Here is a 21894-nt window from a genome sequence, read left to right as displayed (position 1 = left end):
TCAGTCCTCGGTCGTGTCGGTGTTCTCGTCGTCGGAACCGTCCGACGAGGAGGCAGGCTCGGGCTCGTCGCCGGCTTCGGCCGGGAGCTCCTCGAACAGTCCCGCCGGGGGCGTGACCACCACGCGACCGCCGGCGATGTCGACCTCGGGCACGATGGCGCTGACGAAGGGGACGAGCACCTCGCGGTCCTCGCCGGCCATGCGGACGATCAGAAGGTCCTGCGCCGGGAAGTGGTCCACGCGGGCGACCCGGCCGATGACGGCTCCGTCGCGAACGACGTCGAGGCCCACCAGCTGATGGTCGTACCAGGCGTCGTCTTCGGCGGGCGCCACCTCGGAGTCCTGGTCGATCCAGAGGATCGCCTTCACGAGCTCTTCGGCCGCGTTGCGGTCGTCGACACCCTCGAAGAACGCGACCGGGTGCGAGTTCATCCACCGGAACTCCCGGACCGTCAGCTCGCGGCCGTGCCACGGCGAGGATTCCGGAACCTGCAGGGTGAACGTGCTCCCCGGCGTGAAACGCCCGTCGGGATCATCGGTGTACAGCTCGAGCTTGAACGCGCCCTTCAGGCCGTGGGCCTTGACGAGGCGGCCGACGCGGAGCTGGGTCTTGGCGGGCTGAGCGCCCGCGATGTCGCCGTTCGCCATCAGTCGTCGGCGACGTCGACGCGCACACGGCGGCCGTCGGCGAGAGCCGACACGAGCGTGCGCAGTGCTTTGGCGGTGCGTCCGCCGCGCCCGATCACGCGACCCCGGTCATCGGGGTGCACGCGAACCTCCAGCACGTCACCGCGAGGCGAGGAGCTGGAACGGATGGTCACGGCATCCGGGTGATCGACGATCCCCTTGACGACGTGTTCGAGCGCGGCAGACAGCACGGGAATTACTCGGCCGAGGTCTCGGCGGCGTCCTCAGCGGGCGCCTCGGCGGGAGCTTCGGCCTTCTTCTCGGCCTTGGGCTTGACGACCGACTTCTTCGAGGCATCCGCCTCGAACGCGGCCTTGGGCTCGCGGACCTTGACGGTCGAGACGGCGTTCTTGTCGCCCTTGAACTTGCCCCAGTCACCCGTGAGCTTGAGGATGGCAGCGACCTGCTCGGTGGGCTGGGCGCCCACGGAGAGCCAGTACTGCGCGCGCTCCGAGTCGACCTCGATGAACGAGGGCTCCTCGGTCGGGTGGTACTTGCCGATCTCCTCGATGACACGACCATCGCGCTTGGTGCGCGAGTCGGCGACGACGATGCGGTAGTAGGGCGCACGGATCTTTCCGAGGCGCTTGAGACGGATCTTGACAGCCACGATGACTCCAAATGATGAAAAAGGAACGAACCGAACGCCTGGAGAGTGGGGTGCACACCCGGCGGAAGCTCAAAAGGGTGGACCGACACTGGATAGAGGGTCGAGTGGCGGGTCCAGCCCTCTATTCTGCCAGATCCCCGGACCCCGCGGTGACACGCGACGCGCCGCGACACGGAGCGTAGCGGAGGATCCCGGCATCCGACCCCCGTGTCAGACTGAGCCGCATGAGGCTGCCGTTCGCTGCATCGACACGCTCGTCCGTGGGTCTGGAGTGGGAGCTCATGCTCGCTGACCGCGAGACGGGCGACCTGGTCCCCCGCGCACCGGAGATCCTCGACCAGCTCGAGGAGAAGACCGCCCTCGAGCGCTTCACCGTCACGGGCGAACTGTTGACCAACACCGTCGAGGTGACCAGCGGCGTCGGCCACACCGTCGCCGAGGCCGTCGACGACATCGCCGACGCCATCTGCGCGGTGCGCGAAGAGACCGAGCCGCGCGGCGTCGAGCTCCTGTGCGCCGGCAGCCACCCTTTCGCGCAGTGGTTCGACCAAGAGGTCACCGACAAGACGCGCTACCACTCCCTCATCGAACGCACCCAGTGGTGGGGGCGCAACATGATGATCTGGGGCATCCACGTACACATCGGCATCGACGACGTCGAGAAGGTCGTACCGATCGTCAACGCGTTGACCGTGTACCTCCCCCACCTCCAGGCGCTGTCGGCGTCCAGTCCGTTCTGGGCGGGCGAGCGCACCGGCTACGCCTCGAATCGCGCCCTCGTCTTCCAGCAGCTGCCGACCGCAGGTCTCCCCTGGCAGCTGGAGTCCTGGGGGGACTTCGAGAGCTACCTCGACGACATGGTCCGCACCGGGGTGATGGCGGATGCCAGCGAAGTGCGCTGGGACATCCGACCGGCGCCCAAGTGGGGCACCGTCGAGATCCGCGCCTGCGATGGGATGTCGACCCTCCCGGAGCTGGCCGCGGTCGCCTCTCTCGCGCAGACGCTCGTCGAGCACTTCTCGCGGTTGCTCGACGAGGGGCGAGAGCTGCCCGGCATCCCGCCCTGGTACGCCCGCGAGAACAAGTGGCGCGCAGCCCGGTACGGCCTCGATGCGCGAGTGATCGTCGATCGTGAGGGCACGCAGCGCCCCGTCGTCGATCACCTTCGCGAGACCATGGAGGAGCTCGCCGACGTCGCTCTCGAGCTGAAGTGCGCGAAGGAGTTCGCGAGTCTCGAGACGATCCTGGCCACGGGCGGCAGCTCAGCGCGCCAGATCGCGGTGGCACAGGCCGCCGACGGCGATCTGCGCGAGGTCGTCCGACACCTCATTCGCGAGTTCCGTGGGGGCCCTACCCTGCGCGAGCATCTCGCGGCCCTGCGCGTCTAAGGAGCGAATCTCGGCGCTCGTTCATAGGTGGACACTCCTAGGATCGCGTCATGACCTTCGGACGCCGGATCAGGGTGGCCGCGCTGACAGCCCTCTCCGCGGGCGTCCTCGCGACGCTCCTCGGCTGCGCGTCCGGTCTTCCTCAGCCCGCAGCCGCCCCCACGTTCGCCGCGCCCATCCTCGAGGCCAGTCCCTCGCCCTCGTCGACCTCCTCGACGCCGCTGCGCGTGGTGACCCTCGGAGACTCCCTCATGTCGGGCTTCGGCTTTGGAGCCGCAGCAGGCCTGGCCGACGCTTCTCGCCGGGCGAGCTCATGTCTGGCTCACGAACCTGGCCTGCCCGGGCATGGGCTTCGTCGTCCAGGGCGATTGCGGCACGACCTATGCCGGCCTCATGCCCGCGGTCGTCGCCCTTCAGCCCCAGCTGCTCATCGTCGAGTCCTCGAGCAACGACTTCTGGGAAGACGAAGACGAGATCCGCACGGACACCGCCGACACCGTGGACCAGTTGCGCGCCGCCGCTCCCGATGCGCGCATCGTCGGCCTCAGCACCATCTGGAACGATGACCCCGAGGTCCCCGGCGACACGAAAGTCACCTCCGACGCCCTCAAGGACGCCGTCGACAAGGTGGGGGGAACCTTCATCGATGTCGGCCAGCCTCTCGCCGGTCACCCCGAGTGGATGCAGGAGGACGACGTCCACCCCACCCCGCGGGGTCAGCGTGCGATCGAGCAGACCGTCATGTCGGCCTTGCAGGACGCGGACGTCCTGCCCTGACGCAGATGCCGGGCCGGCCCCGGCGACACGGGTCAGCCGCGACCGAGCATCTTGTGGAGCTCGGCGAGGTCGGCCTCGCTCGGAGCCGCCTGACCGCCCAGTCCGAAGCCCGAGCCGGTGGCCGGGGCGGAGGCCGCGATGCCGGCGTTCTCGGCCGCGCGCTTGGCCGGGTTGCCCGACCGCGAGCCCTTGGCCTTCTGCTGCTTGCCGCGCTTCGACGAGGCGCCGGGCTTTCCGCCGACGGGACCCATGCCGGGGATGTTGGGCACACCTCCGCGCGCGACCGTCTTCATCATCTTCGCCGCCTGCTCGAACCGCTGCACGAGCTGGTTGACGTCCGTGACCGTCATACCCGAACCGCGCGCGATGCGCAGACGCCGAGAGCCATTCAGCATCTTGGGGTTCCGGCGCTCCGCGACCGTCATCGAGCGGATGATCGCCTCGGTACGGTCGATCTCGCGCTCGTCGAAGTTCTCGAGCTGTTGCTTCATGTTTCCCATGCCCGGGAGCATCCCGAGCATCTTCTTCATGGAGCCCATCTTCTTCATCTGCTGCATCTGCTCGAGGAAGTCCTCGAGGGTGAAGGTCTCCGTCGCGAGCTTCTCGGCGACCTTCATCGCCTCGGCCTCGTCGAAGGCGGACTGCGCCTGCTCGATCAAGGTGAGGATGTCACCGAGGTCGAGGATGCGCGACGCCATGCGGTCGGGGTGGAAGGGCTCGACGTCGTCGAGACCCTCACCCGTGGACGCGAAGATGATGGGGCGGCCGGTCACCGAGGCCACCGAGAGCGCGGCACCGCCTCGGGCGTCACCGTCGAGCTTCGACAGCACCACGCCGGTGAAGTCCACGCCGTCCTGGAACGCCTTGGCCGTGTTCACGGCATCCTGACCGATCATGGCGTCGATGACGAACAGCACCTCGTCGGGCTGCGTCGCGGTGCGGATGTCGGAAGCCTGCTTCATCAGCTCGGCGTCGACGCCGAGGCGGCCGGCCGGTATCGATGATGACGATGTCGTGCTGCTGACGCGTCGCGTAGGCGACGCCGTCGCGGGCGACCTTCACCGGGTCGCCGACGCCGTTGCCCGGCTCGGGTGCGTACACGGCGGCTCCGGCGCGCTCGGCGACGACCTGGAGCTGATTGACGGCGTTGGGGCGCTGGAGGTCGCACGCAACCAGGAGCGGGGTGTGGCCGTCCTTCTCGAGCATCTTGGCGAGCTTGCCCGCGAAAGTGGTCTTACCCGAGCCCTGGAGGCCGGCGAGCATGATGACGGTCGGCGGGTTCTTCGCGAACTGCAGACGACGCTGCTGGCCGCCCAGGATGCCGATGAGTTCGTCGTTGACGATCTGCACGACCTGCTGTGCCGGGTTCAGCGCGCGATTGACCTCGTCGCCGAGGGCGCGCTCGCGGACGGCGGCGGTGAACTCCTTGACCACGGGCAGCGCGACGTCCGCGTCGAGAAGGGCTCGGCGGATCTCGCGCACCGTCCCGTCGACGTCGGCGGGCGTGAGCTGGCCCTTCTTCCGGAGATTGCGGAAGGTCTCTGTGAGCCGGTCGGAGAGGGTGCCGAAAGTCGCCATGATGAGTCGAGTTTACGCGGGGCAGGCCGCGTTCGCCGCCCTCCGTGCGCTCTCACGCCGCGGAGAGCGCTTCTGCGAGCGTCTCGGCGAGCGAGCGGCCCGCGGCCGTACGGTCCGCCCACGCCCACACCGCTGCCAGCACCGCCGCCGACAGCGCCCCCGCGCGCACCTGTGAGAGCAGAGGAGGGATGCCATCGCGCACGAGTCGCGCCGAGATCTCGCTCTGCAACCGGAACTGGCGGATAGCGCGTTCGCGATCGAGTTCGCCCGCGATGCCCATCGCCTCAGCATTGGTGATCGCCAGCGCCAGGGCATCGGGGGCGAGCTCGTCGCCGATCGCCGTGAGTGCCGCGGTCACGTCCACGCCGTCGTGGAGCAGAGCGGTCGCGCGGGCGGATTGCTCGTCGAACCCCGACCACAGGACGTCGCTCTTCGCCGAGAAGTAGTTGAAGAAGCTCGAGCGGCTGACCCCCGCGCGCCGAGTGATCTCCGAGACGCTCGTGGCGTCGTACCCCTGCTCGAGGAACAGCTCGCAGGCCGCCTCCGAGAGCACTTCGCGCGACGATGCGCGCGGTCGTCCACTTCGAGGCTCGGCGGTCACGACCCCAGCCTACGGGCGCACCCCCTGTGTATTGTTGGACCCAATCCAACATCGGAGCCATCGATGATCGACATCCACCACATGGGCCTGGCCCCGCACTACGTCCCCTACCTCGACGGCTGGGCGCACCAGCGTCGCATCCACGCCGACGTCGTGGCGGGAGCGCGTGCCGACACCCTGCTGCTGCTCGAGCACGAGGCCGTCTACACGGCGGGCAAGCGCACCGAGGCGCACGAGCGTCCCGACGACGGCACGCCGGTCGTCGACGTCGATCGCGGGGGCAAGATCACCTGGCACGGCCCCGGGCAACTCGTGGGCTACCCGATCGTGCGTCTGCCCGAGCCCCTCGACGTCGTCGCGCACGTGCGCCGACTCGAGGCTCTGCTCATCACCGCCCTCGCCCCTCTCGGCGTCGACGGCTTCCGCGTCGAGGGCCGCAGCGGCGTCTGGGTTCGCCGCCCCCTCGGCATCGACAAGGTCGCGGCGATCGGTGTCCGCGTCGAAAAAGGAGTGACGATGCACGGCTTCGCCGTCAACTGCGACAACACCCTCGCCGGTTTCCGGCGCATCGTGCCATGCGGGATCACGGATGCCGGAGTGACCACCGTCAGCGAGGTGCTGGGTGCCGATGTCTCCCCCGCCGATCTCGTTCCGACGATCGAGCGCGTGTTCCGCGCCGAGTACGCGGCGGTGGCCGCATGAGCGCCTGCGGGACCGGGAACGCCGACGCCCCGGCATCCACCGCTCCGAACGGGCGGAAGCTCCTGCGCCTCGAGGTGCGCAACGCGGAGACGCCGATCGAACGCAAGCCGGAGTGGATCAAGACCAAGGCCAGGATGGGCCCGGAGTACACCGCACTGCAGAGCCTTGTGAAGACCGAGGAGCTGCACACGGTGTGCCAGGAGGCCGGCTGCCCCAACATCTTCGAATGCTGGGAGGACCGCGAGGCGACCTTCCTCATCGGTGGCTCGCAGTGCACCCGCCGGTGCGACTTCTGCCAGATCGACACCGGTAAACCCGCCGACTACGACCGCGACGAACCGCGTCGGGTGGCGGAGAGCGTCACGCGCATGCAGCTGCGGTACGCGACCGTCACCGGCGTCGCCCGAGACGACCTGCCCGACGAGGGCGCGTGGTTGCACGCCGAGACGGTGCGCCGCATCCACGCCGAGAACCCGGGCACCGGGGTCGAGATCCTCGCGACCGACTTCTCGGGAAACCCCTCCCACCTCGACGAGGTCTTCTCGTCGCGTCCCGAGGTGTTCGCCCACAACGTCGAGACGGTCCCCCGCATCTTCAAGCGGATTCGCCCCGCCTTCCGCTACGAGCGCTCGCTCGGGGTGCTCACCGCTGCCCGAGACGCGGGGCTCATCACGAAGTCGAATCTCATCCTCGGCATGGGCGAGGAGCCGGAGGAGGTCGTCCAGGCCCTCGAAGACCTGCGTGCCGCGGGCACCGACATCATCACGATCACCCAGTACCTGCGCCCGACCCCGCGACACCTGCCGGTGCAGCGCTGGGTCAAACCGGCCGAGTTCGTCGAGTTCAAGGAAGAGGCCGAGCGCATCGGGTTCCTCGGTGTTCTCGCCGGTCCCCTCGTGCGCTCGTCGTACCGCGCCGGGCGCCTGTGGGCGCAGTCGATGGTGTCGAAGGGGCGGGAGATCCCGCCCCACCTCGGGCACCTGGCGAAAGACATCGCGGCAGCCGACGCCGGGTTCGCTCAGGCGGTCTGAGGTCTCACGCGGCTGCGTTGCCGGCGGGGGCCGCCGGCGATCGTCCCGCTCCGTGCCGACCTCGGACGAAGAAGCTCGGGATCAGTCGCCCCGAGCAGGCTGCCGACGGTATCGGCTGATCGGCGACACCAGCGGCATGCCCGATGCGGGATCGGCCACGACGACGGACTCGATCCCGAAGACCTCGCGCACGAGGTCGACGTCGACGATCCGTTCCGGTGCTCCCTCGCGCACGATTCGGCCGTCTCTCATCGCGATGAGGTGATCGGCGTAGCGACACGCGAGCGAGAGCTCGTGCAGCACCATGACGATGGTGACGCCCCGCTCGCGATTGAGCTCGGCGAGCAGGTCGAGCACCTCGATCTGGTGGCTCACGTCGAGGTACGTGGTCGGCTCGTCGAGCAGCAGAACGTCGGTCTGCTGCGCCAGCGCCATCGCTATCCACACGCGCTGCCGCTGCCCGCCCGACAACGAGTCGACCGATCGGGGGGCGAGATCCAGCACTCCGGTCGTCGCCATCGCCGCGTCGACGATCTCATCGTCCCCGCTCGCGCGCCGTCGCAACCAGCTCTGGTGGGGATACCGCCCCCGACCGACCAGGTCAGCCACCGTGACGCCCTCGGGCGCTATCGGCGACTGCGGCAGCAGACCGAGCCGTCGCGCGACCTCGGCAGTGGGCCGGGATCTGATGTCGGCGCCGTCGAGGAGAACCGTCCCCGCGGAGGGCGTGATCAGGCGCGCCATCGCCCGCAGCAGGGTGGACTTGCCGCAGGCGTTCGCGCCCACGATGACGGAGATGCGTCCCGGGGGGATCGCGAGAGTGAGGTCTTCGACCACGGGTCGCGCGTCGTAGGCGAGAAAGACGCCCTCGGCACGCAGGTCGACGGGGTCGTCGTTCATGTGAGTCCTCCCGGACGGGTTCGGGTTCCTCGTGCCAGAAGCCACACGAGATACGGGGCGCCGACGATGCCGGTCACGACCCCCACGGGCAGGTCCACCCCCGGTATCGCGTACTGCCCCAGCAGGTCGGACGTGCTCACCAGCGCCGCTCCCACGGCCGCGGCGGCCCAGAGCGAGAGCGGGCCGGTGCCTCCGATCCGGCGCGCCAACTGGGGTGCCACGAGGGCGACGAATCCGATCGGGCCGGCGGCCGAAACGGCGACGGCGGCGAGGACCACTGCGGTGGCGAGGACGCCGACTCGGGTGCGTTCGACGCGGAAGCCCAGGGCGGTCGCGCTCGCGTCGTCGAGCTCGAGCGCCCGCAACCCGCGCCGCTGCAGCGTGAGCACCAGCGTCCCGATGAGAGCGATGACCCCGGTCGAGCCGACCACCGGCCACGCCGCTCCGCTGAGATTGCCGACCAGCCACGTGTAGGCCACGCTGACGTCGCGGAGATCGGACAGCGTGAGCAGGTACCCCGTCACGGCCGATGCCAGCGCGGCCACACCCACGCCCACGAGCACCAGTCGCAGAGCGTGGATGCCGCGTCGCCAGGCCAGAGCGCCGATCAGGACTGCCGCCGCGATGCCGCCGATCACGACGAGCACGGTCAGGGTCACACCGCTCACGGAGAGCATCAGCACGGCGAACACCCCCACCGCACCGGCCGACGCGGTCACCCCCAGCACGTCGGGACTCGCCAGCGGATTGCGCAACACGACCTGGAAGACCGCACCGGCAAGGCCGAGCGCGGCGCCCACGATCACCGCCGCCGCGGCGCGGGGCATGCGCAATTCCCAGACCACATAGGTCGCGATGCGGCTGCCCGTGCCGGTGAGCGCACTCCACACCTCGGCCGGGGTGAGGGCCGCGGCGCCCAGAGACAACGCGACCGCCGACAGCGCGACCACCACGCCCACCGCGCCCGCGACCACCGCCAGGACGCGGCGCCGCTCGGCGCGTCGCAGGCGCGCCGTCACCGCGGTCACAGACCCACCGCCTTCATGCGACGCACGAGTGCGATGAACACGGGAGCACCGACCACCGCGACGATGACCCCGACCTGCACTTCACCCGGTCGAGCAACGACCCGCGCCACGACGTCGGCCGCCACGAGGAACGCCGCTCCCACCGGTGCGGAGTACGCGAGGATCCAGCGATAGTCGACCCCCACCAGCAGCCGGACGACATGCGGCACGACCAGCCCCACGAAAGCGATGGGACCGGCGACAGCGGTCGCCCCGCCCGCGAGGGCCACGACGATGAGCCCGGCCACCAGCCGCGCGCGACGGACGCGCACGCCCAGACCCGCGGCGGTGTCGTCTCCGAGGGCGAACAGGTTCAACACCCGGCCGGACGCGAGCCCCGCCAGCAGCGCGACGACCAGGACCGGCAGCACCGGGATCAATACATCGAGGCCGCGCCCCGCGAGTGCACCGACCTGCCAGAAGCGCAGCGCATCGAGCGCATCCTGTCGAACCAGGAGGACCGCCGAGACCAGGCCGGCCAGGGCGGCGCTGAGTGCGGCACCCGCGAGTGCCAGTTTGGCGGGTGTCGCCCCGTCGCGACCGCCGGAGGACACCGCCCACACGACCGCCGCGGCCAGCGCGCCGCCGATCCACGCGAACCACATGTACTGGGCCGAGCCGACGGCGCCGAACACGGTGATGGCGACCACCACCGCGAGGGCGGCACCCTGGTTGATGCCCAGGATGCCGGGATCGGCCAACGGGTTGCGCGTCACCCCCTGGGCGATCGCGCCGGCGACGCCGAGGGCCGCCCCGACCAGCAGGCCGACCACCGTGCGCGGAACGCGCTTGTCGACGATGGCGATGTGCTCGGCGTTGGCGGGGTCGTAGTGGGTCAACGCCGCCCAGACCGTCTCCGGCCGGATGTCGGCCGAGCCGACGGCGATACCGAGACCGGTGACGAGCACGAGCGCGCCGATGACGATCCCCGTGGCGGCGAGACGGCGACGCGCGAGGAGGACTCGCGCGGCGCCGTCTGCGAGGGCGACCTCAGCCGACACGCTCGGCGACGGCGGCCAGCTGCGGAACGTACTGGTCGAGCATCCACGGGATCGACAACGCCGTGGGAGCGCTCGAGGCCATCACGAACGATTCTCCGACGATGGGGGCGAACCGCCCCTCCTTCACCTGCGGCATGGCGGCGACGAGGGGGTCTGCGACGAAGGCGTCGGCGGCATCCTGTGTTCCGAAGTAGGCGACGAGCACGTCGGAGCTCAACGATCCGAGGTTCTCGAAGCTGACCTTGTAGAAGTAGCTCGACGCATCGGAAGCGGGCACGTTGGCCTCGACGCTGGGTGCGACGGCCATGCCGAGCTGCGTGAGCAGCTGCACGCGCGGGTCGTCGGCGCGGAAGACGTTGAACGTCTCGGGCTGGTTGTTCGCGCCGTAGACGAAGGTCTTGCCCTGCAGAGCGGGGTACTTCGCGGCCAGCGTCGTGATCTCGTCGTTCGTCCGAGCGATGAGCGCGTCGGCCTCGTCGGACAACCCCAGGGCCTGACCGATGATCTTCGTCTGGTCCTGCCAGGACGTGGCCCACGGCTTGTCGGGGTACGCCACCACGGGTGCGATCTTGCTGAGCTCGTCGAACTGCTCCTGGGTCAGTCCGGAGTAGGGGGCGAGGATCACGTCCGGCTTGGCCTGGACGAACTCCTCCACGTTCGGCGTGCCGTTGTCGCCGCCCGAGAGCAGCTGCGGGGTCTGACCGCCGAGCTCGTCGATGGCGTCCTTGTCCCAGGGGAGGATGCCGTCCACACCGCCGTAGGCGAACGCGGGCATGGCCACGGGCACCACGCCGAGCGCGAGCGCGGCATCCTGAGACGACCAGCCCCACGTGGCGACCCGTTCGGGCTTGGCGTCGATGACGGTCTGCCCGAGGGAGGAGTCGATGGTCACCGGGAACCCCGCGGCGGCCGGGGCGGCGGACTCCGGCGACGACGACGTCGTGCCCGCGCAGCCGGCCAGGGCGATCATGCCGGTGATGATGAGGGTGGCGGCTCCGATGAGACGGGTGCGACGGCGCGAGCGCACGGACATGGGACTCCTTCGAGGGTCGGGAAAACCTCGACAGCTTGAGGTTAGGACAGCCTCACCTTAGTGGAGTGGGGCGTGGTTCGCACGTCGGCACCCCTGACGGCGGCTCCCGCGGGGCTGCGGAGCTCAGACGGCCTTCGACCCGCCCGACATCTCGCGCGTCGATCGCCCCCGGAGAACAGCGAACGACGCGGTCGCCTCAGGCCGGCCAGACATACGGGAGGTCGTCGCGTATGTCGCCGAAGCGCGGTACGTAGAACTCGGCGTCCTTGCGGATGAGGTTGGAGCGGTGGGCGAGGTGGAACGCCTCGTCCCCGATCCACGGCGGCAGGTCGAGATCGCCCTGTTCGAGGCCGTCCACCTCGGGCGCGAAGTCGCGGATCTTCTCGCGGACGGTGTCCGCGCGCCCCTGCGAGATCCACTCGTCGGTCATCACCAGACCGTACGAGACAAGGGCGGGAAGGTGACCGTCCCACATCTTGGCCGCGGGATGGTGGCGCCAGCCGTGGTCAGGAACCGTCAGCGCGCGCAGCAGTTGGAAGGTCTCGACCCGCTGTTTGCCGAGGCGCTTCGGATCGAGCACACGGGCGGAGTCGACGAACGAGGGATACGGCAGAAAGGTCTGCACGCGCTCAGTCGGCGCTCGTGACCGACTGGACGCTGCCGTCGGAGGCCAGGTTGACCAGAAGGACGTCGTCGGTCGCGTCGGGGTCGAGAGCGTACTCCAGCACCGCGAAGGGGTCTGCTCCCCCGTGCTCGTCGGCGAGGATCGTCATGCTCATCAGCTGCAGCGCCTTGATGACGTCGATGTGCGTGTCACCCGAGACGTCCGTGAGCAGGTCCTCGAGCTCTTCACCCAGGGTGGCCTGCTGCTGGAGGATGTACTCGGTCACCTCGCTGGTGCGCGAATCGAGTTCGTTGACCATGGCGTTCCGGGCGGCGAGGTCGATGGCCTCGAGCGACGAGACCATGGATGCCGCGACGTCGAGCGCCTCGGCCGACACGTCGTCCTGATCGGGGGCCGTCAGATCGACCGTGACGCTCTGATCGCCGAACTCGACATTCTCGCTCCAGAAGATCGACCCGTCCGGGCCCGACTCGAGGAGTCCGAAGAAGTCGTGCTCGATGGCCATGACTCCATGTAAGCATTCCGCCCGGTGTTGGGGAAGACGACCCGCCCGGGTGGGTGTGTGCGGTATGGGTCAGTCGACGAGAGAAGCCGCGAACACGTGCGGGGTGAAACCCGTGAGGTCGTTGATGCCCTCGCCCTGGCCGAGGAGTTTGACCGGGATGCCGGTGCGCTCCTGCACCGCGAGAACGAAGCCGCCCTTTGCGGAACCGTCGAGCTTCGTCAGCACGAGGCCGGTGACCCCCGCGCTGTCGAGGAATGCCTGCGCCTGCATCAGCCCGTTCTGACCCGTGGTGGCATCCAGGACGAGGAGGACCTCGGCGATCGGCGCCTGCTTCTCGATGACGCGCTTGATCTTGCCGAGCTCGTCCATGAGCCCGCCCTTGGTATGAAGTCGACCCGCCGTGTCCACGAGCACGATCTCGGTACCGGTCTCTTTCGCGTGGGCGACGGTCTGGAAGGCCACGGATGCCGGATCCTGACCCTCGTGCTGTGGGCGCACGATCGTCGCTCCCCCACGCTCGGCCCAGGTCGCGAGCTGGTCGACCGCCGCGGCCCGGAAGGTGTCGGCGGCCCCCACCGTGACGGTGCGACCGTAGCGCTGCAGGAACTTCGCGAACTTTCCGATGGTCGTGGTCTTGCCCACACCGTTCACACCGACGACGAGCACGACCGCCGGACGCTCGGTGAGGCGAAGGGTCGTGTCGAACTTGGCGAAGTGCTCCTCGAGGGTCTCTTTGAGCATGCGCTGCAGATCACGCGGGTCGGTCGTGCGGAAGCGCTCGACCTTCTCGCGGAGCTCATCGACCAGACGCTCGGTCACATCGGGTCCGAAATCGGCCGTCAGCAGCGCTGTTTCGAGGTCGTCCCACGTGGTCTCGTCGATCGTGTGCTTGACGAACAGCCCGCGCAGCGCGCGGCCCAGCGACCAGGAGTTCTCAGCCATTGCTTCAGCTTACGGGGGCGGCTTCGTCGGAGGTCTTCGCGACGGGATCCTGCGTCGCTCGCGCGGTGGCGCGATCGCCGACCCTCTGGCCCACGACCGCCGAGACCCCGTCCTGACGCATGGACACCCCGTAGAGCGCGTCGGCGATCTCCATGGTGCGCTTCTGGTGGGTGATGACGATGAGCTGGCTACTCGCGCGGAGCTTCTCGAAGACCCCGAGCAGACGACCCAGGTTGGCGTCGTCGAGCGCCGCCTCCACCTCGTCGAGGATGTAGAACGGGCTCGGGCGCGCCGTGAAGATCGAGGTGAGGAACGCCACCGCCGCGAGCGAGCGTTCTCCGCCCGACAACAGCGAGAGCCGCTCGATCTTCTTGCCGACCGGACGCACCGCGACCTCGATGCCGGTGGTCAGCGGGTGCTCGGGATCGGTGAGAGAGATGCTGCCGGCCCCTCCCGGGAAGAGAATCGGGAAGATCTCCGTGAAGGCCGCACGCGTGTCTTCGAAGGCCGCGACGAAGATCGTCTGCATGCGCTCGTCGAGGTCGGCGATGATCGTCTGCAGATCGGCGCGCGTCTGCTGCAGGTCGGCGAGCTGCTCGGTGAGGAAGGCGTGGCGCTGCTCGAGCGCGGCGAATTCCTCCAGGGCCAGCGGGTTCACCCGGCCGAGCTGCGACAGCTTGCGCTCGGCATCCTGGAGCCGGCGCTTCTGAGCGGCGCGATCGAAGGGCATGCCCTCCTCCGCGTTCTCGGTGGGGATGGGCTGGTCGGGGCCGTATTCCGAAACGAGAATGTGCTCGTCCAACGCGAGCTCGGACTGAGCACGCTCGAGAAGACCGGTCACGTGGAGCTTCTTCTCGTGCATCTGCAGCTCGAGCCCGTGCACGCTTTCGGTGAGCCGTGCCAGACGCTCTCGTACGACGGACTCGTCGGCTCGAGCACGAGAGAGCTCCTCCGTGATCGCCGTGCGGGCGGACTCCGCGGCCGCCAGCTCCACCCGCGCCTGACTGACCGAGCGATCGACCGAGTCGAGCAGGGCCGGGAGGTGGCCGGCGACCTCCGCCGCGATCTCACGCTGCGCCCGGCGAAGCACCGCACGGCGTGCCGCCTCGGCGGCCGCGGTTCGCTCGCGCTCCCGCTGCTGCTCGAGCTGCACGATGCGAGCCTCACCGGCGCGGACGCGCTCTTTCAGCGTCTCGATGTCGAGGCGGGCGCGCATCTCGGTCTCGCGCGCGGCGTCGACCTCTGCCGCCATTCCTTCGCGCGCCGAGGCGTCGAGGAGCGGGCGTGGCGCGTCGAGGGCCCGGGCCAGCGCATCGTCGGCCCGACGTGCCGCGTCCTCCGCCTCGGCGACCGCGCTCTCGGTCTGCGCGAGCCCCGCGACCAGACGGTCGCACTCGGCGACCGCGGCTTCGTGGCGCACGGTCACGCGGTTGACCTTCTCCGCGTGAGCGGCCAGGGCTGCGTCATGCGCACGAAGGGTCGAAAGAGCGTCTTTCGTGCGCAGGCGCGCATCGACCTGCAGACGCTGTTCGTCGGCGAGGGCTTCTCTCAGCGAATCCACGATCACGACGACCTCGTCGAGCCGTTCCACGGCGGCGTCGCGCTCGGCGGCGAGTTCGAGGCGCGACCGGCCCGAGCCCGAGCCGGCGCGAACGGTCCGCGCGGTCACGACCTCGCCCGAGCGGGTGACGACCGTGAGCCCGTCCGCCAGACTCGACTGCGCCGATCGCGCGGCGTCGAGGTCTTCGACGATGAGGACGCGAGCCAGGATGCCGAGCACCCCGGGCGAGGCCGTGACGACATCCGCTGCGAGCACCGCACCCTCGAGCGCCGGCAGGGACTCCCCCGGCCCGGGGGCGTCGGCCAGAGCGATCTCGACCAGACCCAGGTCGGCCTCGGCGGCCGTGCGGGCCGCGGTGAACGCCGCTTCCGCGTCGTCGACGAGCAACCCTTCCGCGAGGGTTCCGAGCACCGCGGCCACCGCCGCTTCGTATCCGGCCCTGACCTTGAGGTCGTCGCCGACGAGACCCCGGATGCCGGAACCCCCGGCCGAGATCAGATCGGCGGCCGCGTTGCGGACATCCAGGGCGCGGCCGAGAGCGGTGGTCTGCGCGGTGAGCGCGTCGCGCTCACGCTCGGCGGCGTGCAGGCGTTCGCGCAGGCCGGACACGCGCGCCTCGACGTCGTTGGCGTCGCGCTGAGCGCGCTCGTAGGCGGCCGCGTGCTCGGCCGTCGAGGCCTCGGGGACCACATCGGGATCCAGCTCGGCAACGGCTTGCTCGGCTTCCGCCCGTCGGATCAGCGCGGCGTCGAGCGCCCGCTGCTGCCGGTCGACACCGGCACGCACGGCGGCAAGGGCCGAGCTCGCCGCATCCGCCGCTCCCCGCAGGCTCGTGATCTTCATGTCGTGTTCCGACACCAGGGCACTCTGTGCAGCGATGTCGACGTCGAGCGCGTCGAGGTCGGCGCGGGCACGCGTCACCGCTCGGGACGCCTCTGCCGCGGCATCCTGAGCCTCTCCGAGACCCGCGGCGATGTCGTCGATCTCGGCGCGGACGTCGTCGATCATCGACTGTGTCACCGTGGGGGCGAAGCCCGACCCGTCCGTCTCGTCGTCGCCGAGGAGCGTCAGGCGCTGGCCGGCCAGTGTGTAGAGCCCCCGGAGTCGCTCCTGCACCTGCTCGAGCGCGAAGGCGACACCGCGCGCGCGGTCGACGGCGTCGGAGCGCTGGTCGTTCTCGAGGCGCTCCACCCGACCGCGCAGCCCCTCCGACTGCTCCTGCAGGCCCAGCCGCTCGGTGTGGCGCTCACTCTCGGCTCGAGCGGCGTCGGCGAGTTCCGCGCGCAGACGCACGAGCTCGTCGGCGTAGAGGCGCGCTTTCGCGTCCCGGACCACCGCGGCGATCGTCGCCGCCTCTCGAGCGATCTCGGCCTGCTTGCCCAGCGGCTTGAGCTGCCGGCGCAGTTCGCCGGCGAGATCGCTCAAGCGCGTGAGGTTCGTCTCCATCGCCTCGAGCTTGCGGACGGTCTTCTCTTTGCGTCGGCGATGCTTGAGGATTCCTGCGGCTTCCTCGATGAACCCGCGACGGTCCTCCGCCGATGCCTGCAGCACGGTGTCGAGGCGGCCCTGCCCGATGATCACGTGCATCTCGCGCCCGAGGCCCGAATCGCTCAGGAGCTCCTGCACGTCGAGCAGGCGGCACGTCTGCCCGTTGATGGCGTACTCGCTCGCGCCGGTGCGGAAGAGCGTGCGACTGATCGTCACCTCGCTGTAGTCGATCGGGAGCGCACCGTCGGCGTTGTCGATCGTCAGCTGGACCTCGGCGCGCCCCAGGGGTCCCCGCGTCGAGGTGCCGGCGAAGATGACGTCCTCCATCTTTCCGCCGCGAAGGGTCTTCGCCCCCTGCTCCCCCATCACCCAGGCCAGGGCGTCGACGACGTTGGACTTGCCCGACCCGTTCGGTCCGACGATGCATGTCACGCCCGGCTCGAGGGCGAAGGTGGTCGACTGCGCGAAGGACTTGAAGCCCTTGAGCGTCACGCTCTTCAGGTGCATGTCACCCGCCCTCCGCTCGATCGACCCGCGTGTTCACGGTATCCGAGGAACCGCAGGATTCCGCGGCGGCGGGCCGATGGGCGCGGTTCGACGCGCCCGGCACGCGCCCCAATCTGAGCGGGAGCTTGACATTCGCTGACAGCCTTCGCTAGCGTCTGAGGTCGCAACCGACGTCGAAAGGAGGTTACTTCCATGATTCGCACCACGACCGGCTTCACCGCCACCGGCTTCATCGCCGTCCCCGTGCTCTCCGCATACGCCACGGGAGTGACCACCGCCGTCGGCATGCCCCCTCGTCAGGGCTAGTTCGTCGCGTCGAGACGCCTCGTCGTCTCCGCTTCCCGTGAGCCCGTCTCCTCGACGTCGGCCACCCGGACCCTCTGCGTCCGCCCCCGCGTGAGCTGTCTGCTCGACGCGCTTCCTCCTCGCCAGATCTTCTTCACGGAGCTTCCGCATGAACGCCCTGTTCACGCGCGCGCCGCAGCACTCCTCGGCCGCGCCTTCCACCCCTCCCACTCCCTCCACGATCACGTTCGACACGACGGCCTACCGGCCGCTGGGTCTGCTCGACCGCCTGTCGCTGCGTCTGGGGCTCTGGTTGCTCAACCGGCACGCCAACCGGGCCCGCGCCCTCGACCACCGCGCGGTCGAAGCCCTGCGAGCTCGCGACGCGGCCGCCGAGCGGGACCGCCGCGAGCGGGCCTGGCAGAGCACCGCAGCCTTCAGCCGCCCGCCGTTCTGATTCCGGTGGGGTCGGCCTCGCGGCCGGCCCCACCCCTCCCCCGTCTCATCCGACGAAAGACCTTCGAATGACTTCCTTCCCCGCCGGCCTCGAGCTGCGCCCGCTTCACATCCCCGCCCGCATCGACGATCCGGATGCCGCGGACTTCCGCGAGATGGTCCGCCTCCGCAACCTCGTCTACGCCGAGATCTCGGGGCACGACGATTCGTTCATGCCCGCCGACGAGCTCCTCCCGCTCTACCAACCCCGACCTGAGATGAAGCGATTCGCATGGATCGCCGTCCACCACGGCGAGGTCGTCGGGCGCGTGGGTCTCGACTTCCCGCAGGAGGAGGGCGCCCGCACCGGGTTCTGGCTCATCGAACTGCGCCGCTCCGCTTGGGGGCACGGCATCGGCCGCGCCGCCTACGCCCTCATCGAGAACGTTGCACGCGAGAACGGACGTAGCGTCCTGCAGTCGTGGGCCGAACATCCCGCCGCGGACGGACCGCGCCTCGACGCACCGACGGGATTCGGCTCGATCCCGCGGGATCACGCGGCGCGGTTTCTTCTGGCATCCGGATTCTCGCTCGAACAGATCGTGCGTGTGAGCTCGCTGGATCTCGCCGGAGCACGACCGCGTCTTGGGCAACTGCTCGCTGAGGCCGAACAGGCGGCCTCGGGCTACCGGATCGTGCAGTGGACTCTGCCCACGCCCGACGAGTTCGTGGACGCGTTCGCGTGGATGAAGTCGCGCATGGTGACCGACGCCCCCTCGGCGGACCTCGAGTTCGACGAGGAGGTGTGGGATGCCGGTCGGGTGCGCCGCTACGAAGCCGGCTACACCGACACCGGACGGCACATGCTCGTCACCGCCGCCCAGCACGTCGACACCGGTGAGCTTGCGGCCTTCAACGAACTCGTCATCGGCAAGGACCGCACCTCTGCCACCAGCCAGGAGGACACCCTCGTCGTCGCGGCCCACCGCGGCCACCGGCTCGGCATGCTCGTGAAGTGCGCGGGACTCCTCGCGTGGCACGACGTCGCACCGGAGTCACCCCGCGTGCTGACCTACAACGCCGAAGAGAACCGCCCCATGCTCTCGATCAACGAAGCCATCGGCTTCGCGCCGATCTCGTACGAGGGAGTGTGGAAGAAGGTGCTGTGACCCGAGAGGGGGACGGGTCTGGAGTCCCGTCCCCCTCTCGTGTCATGACCACAGTGCGGTCACATCTGTCTCGGTCTGGGTGAGACGGTCACCGGCGGTTTGCGCCGCTCCCGTCGCATCACCCAGCGCGGAATGCAAGCGACCGATGGAGTCCGCCCACTCTCGGTGAGTACGCTCGTACGCCGCCTGCGCGGCACCCGACCACTGCCCACGCAGTGCGGTGACCTCCCGATCGAGGCCGTCCAGCTGATCCTGGATGCCAGCGATCACCCGTCGCAAAGCGGCGATCGTCTCCGCGTGCCGCTGGGGATCGAACCTGAGGGTCATGGGGTCGGCGTGGGGCTCGTGAGTTCGAAGATGTCGCCGGGTACGCAGGCGCTGGTGGCCTGGAAGTAGACAGCGCGATCGCTGACGTCCAGCAGATAGTAGCTGCCATCCGGTTCGGTGCCCGTGAGGTAAGGCGGATCAGAAAGAATCCACCGTGGCGGAGTCAGGTTCGTGTCGCGCTCGACCGTCACGTCGTGTCCTCGCTCCTGCCACACTTTCTGCGCGTTTGCTATGAGATCAGCGGCAGCGCTCGGCAATGGCTCGGAGCGGGACGCGGCAAACGACAACTTCACACGCGGTCCCGCGGAGTCGTCGGCGCAAGCTAGCCACGAGGCGTCATCTACTTTCCAGCCCTCAGCCGCGACCGCGGCTGCGCTCGCCTCGTAGAGATCGAGGATCTGCGCCTTGATATCTTCTGGGGTCACGTCGGGTCCCTTCGAGTTCTGGTCGCCACCGGGTGAGCAAGCGGTGAGCAGGACGACGAGCAGCGCGCTGACTGCGATGTAAGTGCGTCTGTTCATAGTCAACGAATGCCGTTCCACCCGACCGGGTACTCATTCGATCCGCTCGAGTGATGCGGCCCGATGAGGTCTGATTCTGTCAGCGGTTGGTCGACGATGACCTCGTCCCCGCGGCCCGTCGTTGCCAACGCCGTGTTGAACTGCGCGGTCGTGTTCGCATCGAAGTAGCTGAATGTCTCCGAGCCATCGCCGAACGGTCCGTGTTTGTCAACCGCGCGCAGCATCTCGCCGCCGGGGGCGATGCCAGCTTCCGAGGAGAACTCGCGCGCCCCGAACGATGTCGCTGTCGGGTCGACGCGTCCGTCTAGGACGACGTACGAGGTGATCTGCCCGATAGGCGCCCAGCCGTCGTGACGGGCTTGAGATGCGAACACCTGTCCGGGAGGCACATTCAGGTCCGGGACGTTGTCTACTTGATTGTCTACACCGGCCGAGCCGAGCAGGACGACGTGGTCCGCGTGAGCGTCGGTGAGTGCGAGTGCCGCGACATTGGTGCCATAAGAGTGGGCAATGACCGAAACCGAGGCAGGGATGCCCGATGCTTCGTGAACAGCAGCCATCGACGTGAGGTCTTTCGATAAGGCGGGTGCGCCCGCCTCGGCTTTCCCGTTGAATGCCACGTCCACCGGCATATCGTTCGTCGGGGGGTGGTAGCCCAGCCACGCGATAACAGCGTAGTCGCCGAGCTCTCCGCCGCCTGCACGGCGCTGCGCGTACTGGAGTTGCTTCGCAGCATCGACGTAAGTCGCCATGTCACCCGCCACGTTCGAGTTCATCCCCGGCACGATGAACGACACATTCCTCGCGGCATCCAGGTCGCCGACGGCGACCTGCGCGAGCGGAGGTTCGTCAAGCACAACCGACACCAACGTGTGACTCTGGGCCGACTTCTTCAACGCCTCTAGCGCCGCGATCTGCTCCGACTTGTCGAGGGGGCTGCGCTTGGCATCCTCGATCGCTTGGTCGAGCACGATGCGATTGGCCTCGTCACGCGCGCGGTAGGCCACTCCGCCGAGGTTGCCGATGACGGCGGGGGCAGCGTGGACCAGCGCTTCCTGCTGGTCACCGTCGAGACCCGACCACCAGCTCGCGACATCGGCGGGCGAGGCCTGCGAGAGAAGAGCGGCAAGGTCGGGACGCGCCGATAGCAGCGACGTGAGGTCATCGCCGCGCAACGACTTCAGAACCGACAGCGCCGTCGCCGGCGTCACCGGCCCGCTTCCGAGGGCTGCGCTCGCCGACGCCCACACGGATCCGCTGTCGGCACGGAGCACCGCGGTCGCAGCAGCCACAGCCGCGGTTGCGGTGCGTGCCGCATCGGCCACCCATCTCCTCCCCTCGGCGAGCCAGCTGTCAGCCGTTGCGAACGCCTCCGCACTCGTGCGCGGCGGACTCGTGTCGGCGCCCCCGGCGAACACGAGGGGCCACGCGCCGGAGAAGGGCTGGACGAAGCCCGGCGACTCCGCACCGGCCGTCTGCTCCGTGCGTTGAAGGGACCGCGCATAATCCCAACCCTCGATCGCGGTCGCAGCTCTCGCCTGTGCCCCCGCCAACGCCGAAGCGTATGCGCGCATCGCGGCGCCGACACGGGCCAGCGCCTCGTCCGCGTCGGACCACGCGGTCGCCACCTGGGTCACGCGGGCGGTGTAGGCGTCGGCGGACTGTCCCACCCAGTCGTCGATGTTCTTCTTCCTGCCCACCGTCTCGGCGGCCTGCCGTGCGACACGCGAGCGCCGGGCGCACAGCTCGACAATCGCCTGGACGTCTCCGACCGAGCCCGGCACCAAGGAAATCGGGTCGGAGGTCTGCCCCAGTTCTGCCATCAGAAATGGTCCGCCTGGCGCACGTCACGAACACCTTCTTCATCGGCTGTTTCATACAACGTCGCCGAGGCCGCCAACGTCTGACACACACCCTCGGTCGCGGACACCCGCTGCATCCACCCGCCTGTCAGAGCCTGCATGAACGCCGACAACGCCGCGGCGAGCTCAGCATCGCCGACACGTGCGGTCGCCGCCGTTGCCGTCTCCGGCTCAGTGATCTGTACGGCGTACCGGACGACCGAAGCCGCGAAACGCAGCCCTTCCGGATCCACTGACCAGCCGTTCATCGCCAACACTGTACCGATTACGCAACGCTACCGACGAGAACGAT

The 21894-nt window shown here is 69.1% G+C and carries 22 protein-coding genes and 1 pseudogene; 6 read left to right on the top strand and 17 right to left on the bottom strand.

Features of this window, described 5'->3' with window-relative positions:
- From rimM to rpsP, 3 genes are read right to left on the bottom strand one after another with little or no spacing between them, the layout of a single operon-like run.
- On the bottom strand, nucleotides 1-648 hold the full coding sequence (gene rimM, locus QE454_RS12340) for a ribosome maturation factor RimM (RefSeq protein ID WP_307455114.1): 648 nt from the start codon (nucleotides 646-648) through the stop codon (nucleotides 1-3).
- A complete protein-coding gene (locus QE454_RS12335; RefSeq protein WP_094736438.1) occupies nucleotides 648-878 on the bottom strand; it encodes an RNA-binding protein in 231 nt (76 codons plus the stop codon). Before QE454_RS12335 ends, rimM begins: the two co-directional genes overlap by 1 nt.
- A 5-nt stretch (nucleotides 879-883) precedes the next feature.
- On the bottom strand, nucleotides 884-1297 hold the full coding sequence (rpsP, locus tag QE454_RS12330; protein ID WP_056230889.1) for a 30S ribosomal protein S16: 414 nt from the start codon (nucleotides 1295-1297) through the stop codon (nucleotides 884-886).
- A gap of 224 nt (nucleotides 1298-1521) precedes the next feature.
- Here rpsP and QE454_RS12325 point away from each other — a divergent pair, with 224 nt between their 5' ends.
- Nucleotides 1522-2685, top strand: a complete 1164-nt coding sequence (locus QE454_RS12325; RefSeq protein ID WP_210074672.1) for a glutamate--cysteine ligase — start codon at nucleotides 1522-1524, stop codon at nucleotides 2683-2685.
- A 267-nt stretch (nucleotides 2686-2952) separates the two neighbouring features.
- Nucleotides 2953-3462, top strand: a complete 510-nt coding sequence (locus QE454_RS12320) for an SGNH/GDSL hydrolase family protein (RefSeq protein WP_309668673.1) — start codon at nucleotides 2953-2955, stop codon at nucleotides 3460-3462.
- A 32-nt stretch (nucleotides 3463-3494) separates the two neighbouring features.
- Here the strand turns inward: QE454_RS12320 and ffh are convergent.
- Nucleotides 3495-5040: pseudogene (gene ffh, locus QE454_RS12315) on the bottom strand (signal recognition particle protein).
- Between the two features lie 52 nt (nucleotides 5041-5092).
- Complete coding sequence (locus QE454_RS12310) at nucleotides 5093-5641, bottom strand: TetR/AcrR family transcriptional regulator (protein WP_210074666.1); 549 nt, start codon at nucleotides 5639-5641, stop codon at nucleotides 5093-5095.
- A 63-nt stretch (nucleotides 5642-5704) separates the two neighbouring features.
- Between QE454_RS12310 and lipB the strand changes: the two genes are divergently transcribed.
- Nucleotides 5705-6343 carry a lipoyl(octanoyl) transferase LipB gene (gene lipB, locus QE454_RS12305; protein ID WP_210074664.1) on the top strand — a complete coding sequence of 213 codons (639 nt, stop codon included), beginning with the start codon at nucleotides 5705-5707 and terminating at the stop codon, nucleotides 6341-6343.
- On the top strand, nucleotides 6340-7374 hold the full coding sequence (gene lipA, locus QE454_RS12300) for a lipoyl synthase (protein WP_210074662.1): 1035 nt from the start codon (nucleotides 6340-6342) through the stop codon (nucleotides 7372-7374). The genes lipB and lipA overlap by 4 nt, the downstream gene beginning before the upstream one ends.
- A gap of 81 nt (nucleotides 7375-7455) precedes the next feature.
- Here the strand turns inward: lipA and QE454_RS12295 are convergent, their stop codons facing one another.
- The 8 genes from QE454_RS12295 to smc all read right to left on the bottom strand — a co-directional run bounded on the left by QE454_RS12295 (nucleotide 7456) and on the right by smc (nucleotide 17003).
- Complete coding sequence (locus QE454_RS12295) at nucleotides 7456-8274, bottom strand: ABC transporter ATP-binding protein (RefSeq protein ID WP_307455123.1); 819 nt, start codon at nucleotides 8272-8274, stop codon at nucleotides 7456-7458.
- Nucleotides 8271-9302: an iron chelate uptake ABC transporter family permease subunit gene (locus QE454_RS12290; RefSeq protein WP_210074658.1), complete on the bottom strand. Its 1032-nt coding sequence runs from the start codon at nucleotides 9300-9302 to the stop codon at nucleotides 8271-8273. The genes QE454_RS12295 and QE454_RS12290 overlap by 4 nt, the downstream gene beginning before the upstream one ends.
- Nucleotides 9299-10342 (bottom strand): iron ABC transporter permease, encoded by a 1044-nt coding sequence (locus QE454_RS12285; protein ID WP_307455126.1) that lies wholly within the window; start codon nucleotides 10340-10342, stop codon nucleotides 9299-9301. Before QE454_RS12285 ends, QE454_RS12290 begins: the two co-directional genes overlap by 4 nt.
- Nucleotides 10332-11375 (bottom strand): iron-siderophore ABC transporter substrate-binding protein, encoded by a 1044-nt coding sequence (locus QE454_RS12280; RefSeq protein ID WP_307317152.1) that lies wholly within the window; start codon nucleotides 11373-11375, stop codon nucleotides 10332-10334. Before QE454_RS12280 ends, QE454_RS12285 begins: the two co-directional genes overlap by 11 nt.
- Nucleotides 11376-11571: 196 nt before the next feature.
- Nucleotides 11572-12000, bottom strand: a complete 429-nt coding sequence (locus QE454_RS12275; protein ID WP_307455129.1) for an MSMEG_6728 family protein — start codon at nucleotides 11998-12000, stop codon at nucleotides 11572-11574.
- 4 nt (nucleotides 12001-12004) lie between these two features.
- A complete protein-coding gene (locus QE454_RS12270) occupies nucleotides 12005-12505 on the bottom strand; it encodes a DUF2004 domain-containing protein (RefSeq protein WP_103208919.1) in 501 nt (166 codons plus the stop codon).
- A gap of 69 nt (nucleotides 12506-12574) precedes the next feature.
- The gene (ftsY, locus tag QE454_RS12265; protein ID WP_307455132.1) at nucleotides 12575-13447 is read right to left on the bottom strand and encodes a signal recognition particle-docking protein FtsY; all 873 of its coding nucleotides are present in this window, start codon (nucleotides 13445-13447) and stop codon (nucleotides 12575-12577) included.
- Nucleotides 13448-13451: 4 nt separating this feature from the next.
- The gene (gene smc / locus QE454_RS12260; RefSeq protein WP_307455134.1) at nucleotides 13452-17003 is read right to left on the bottom strand and encodes a chromosome segregation protein SMC; all 3552 of its coding nucleotides are present in this window, start codon (nucleotides 17001-17003) and stop codon (nucleotides 13452-13454) included.
- A 454-nt stretch (nucleotides 17004-17457) separates the two neighbouring features.
- Between smc and QE454_RS12255 the strand changes: the two genes are divergently transcribed.
- Nucleotides 17458-17745 (top strand): hypothetical protein, encoded by a 288-nt coding sequence (locus QE454_RS12255; protein WP_210074644.1) that lies wholly within the window; start codon nucleotides 17458-17460, stop codon nucleotides 17743-17745.
- 67 nt (nucleotides 17746-17812) lie between these two features.
- The gene (locus QE454_RS12250) at nucleotides 17813-18892 is read left to right on the top strand and encodes a GNAT family N-acetyltransferase (RefSeq protein WP_307455139.1); all 1080 of its coding nucleotides are present in this window, start codon (nucleotides 17813-17815) and stop codon (nucleotides 18890-18892) included.
- A 42-nt stretch (nucleotides 18893-18934) separates the two neighbouring features.
- Here QE454_RS12250 and QE454_RS12245 read toward each other — a convergent pair whose 3' ends face one another.
- The 4 genes from QE454_RS12245 to QE454_RS12230 form a co-directional block, all read right to left on the bottom strand.
- On the bottom strand, nucleotides 18935-19219 hold the full coding sequence (locus tag QE454_RS12245) for a WXG100 family type VII secretion target (RefSeq protein WP_307455141.1): 285 nt from the start codon (nucleotides 19217-19219) through the stop codon (nucleotides 18935-18937).
- A complete protein-coding gene (locus QE454_RS12240; protein WP_210074639.1) occupies nucleotides 19216-19644 on the bottom strand; it encodes a hypothetical protein in 429 nt (142 codons plus the stop codon). Before QE454_RS12240 ends, QE454_RS12245 begins: the two co-directional genes overlap by 4 nt.
- 98 nt (nucleotides 19645-19742) lie before the next feature.
- Nucleotides 19743-21563, bottom strand: coding sequence for an alpha/beta hydrolase (locus QE454_RS12235; RefSeq protein WP_309668670.1), 1821 nt, complete (start codon nucleotides 21561-21563; stop codon nucleotides 19743-19745).
- Nucleotides 21563-21850, bottom strand: coding sequence for a hypothetical protein (locus tag QE454_RS12230; protein ID WP_267787090.1), 288 nt, complete (start codon nucleotides 21848-21850; stop codon nucleotides 21563-21565). Before QE454_RS12230 ends, QE454_RS12235 begins: the two co-directional genes overlap by 1 nt.
- Nucleotides 21851-21894 lie beyond the last annotated feature (44 nt).

The sequence above is a fragment of the Microbacterium sp. SORGH_AS_0454 genome (assembly GCF_031453395.1).
Lineage (GTDB): Bacteria > Actinomycetota > Actinomycetes > Actinomycetales > Microbacteriaceae > Microbacterium.
Note: the sequence above shows the minus strand (reverse complement) of the source record. Positions and strands in the feature narration are given on the sequence as shown.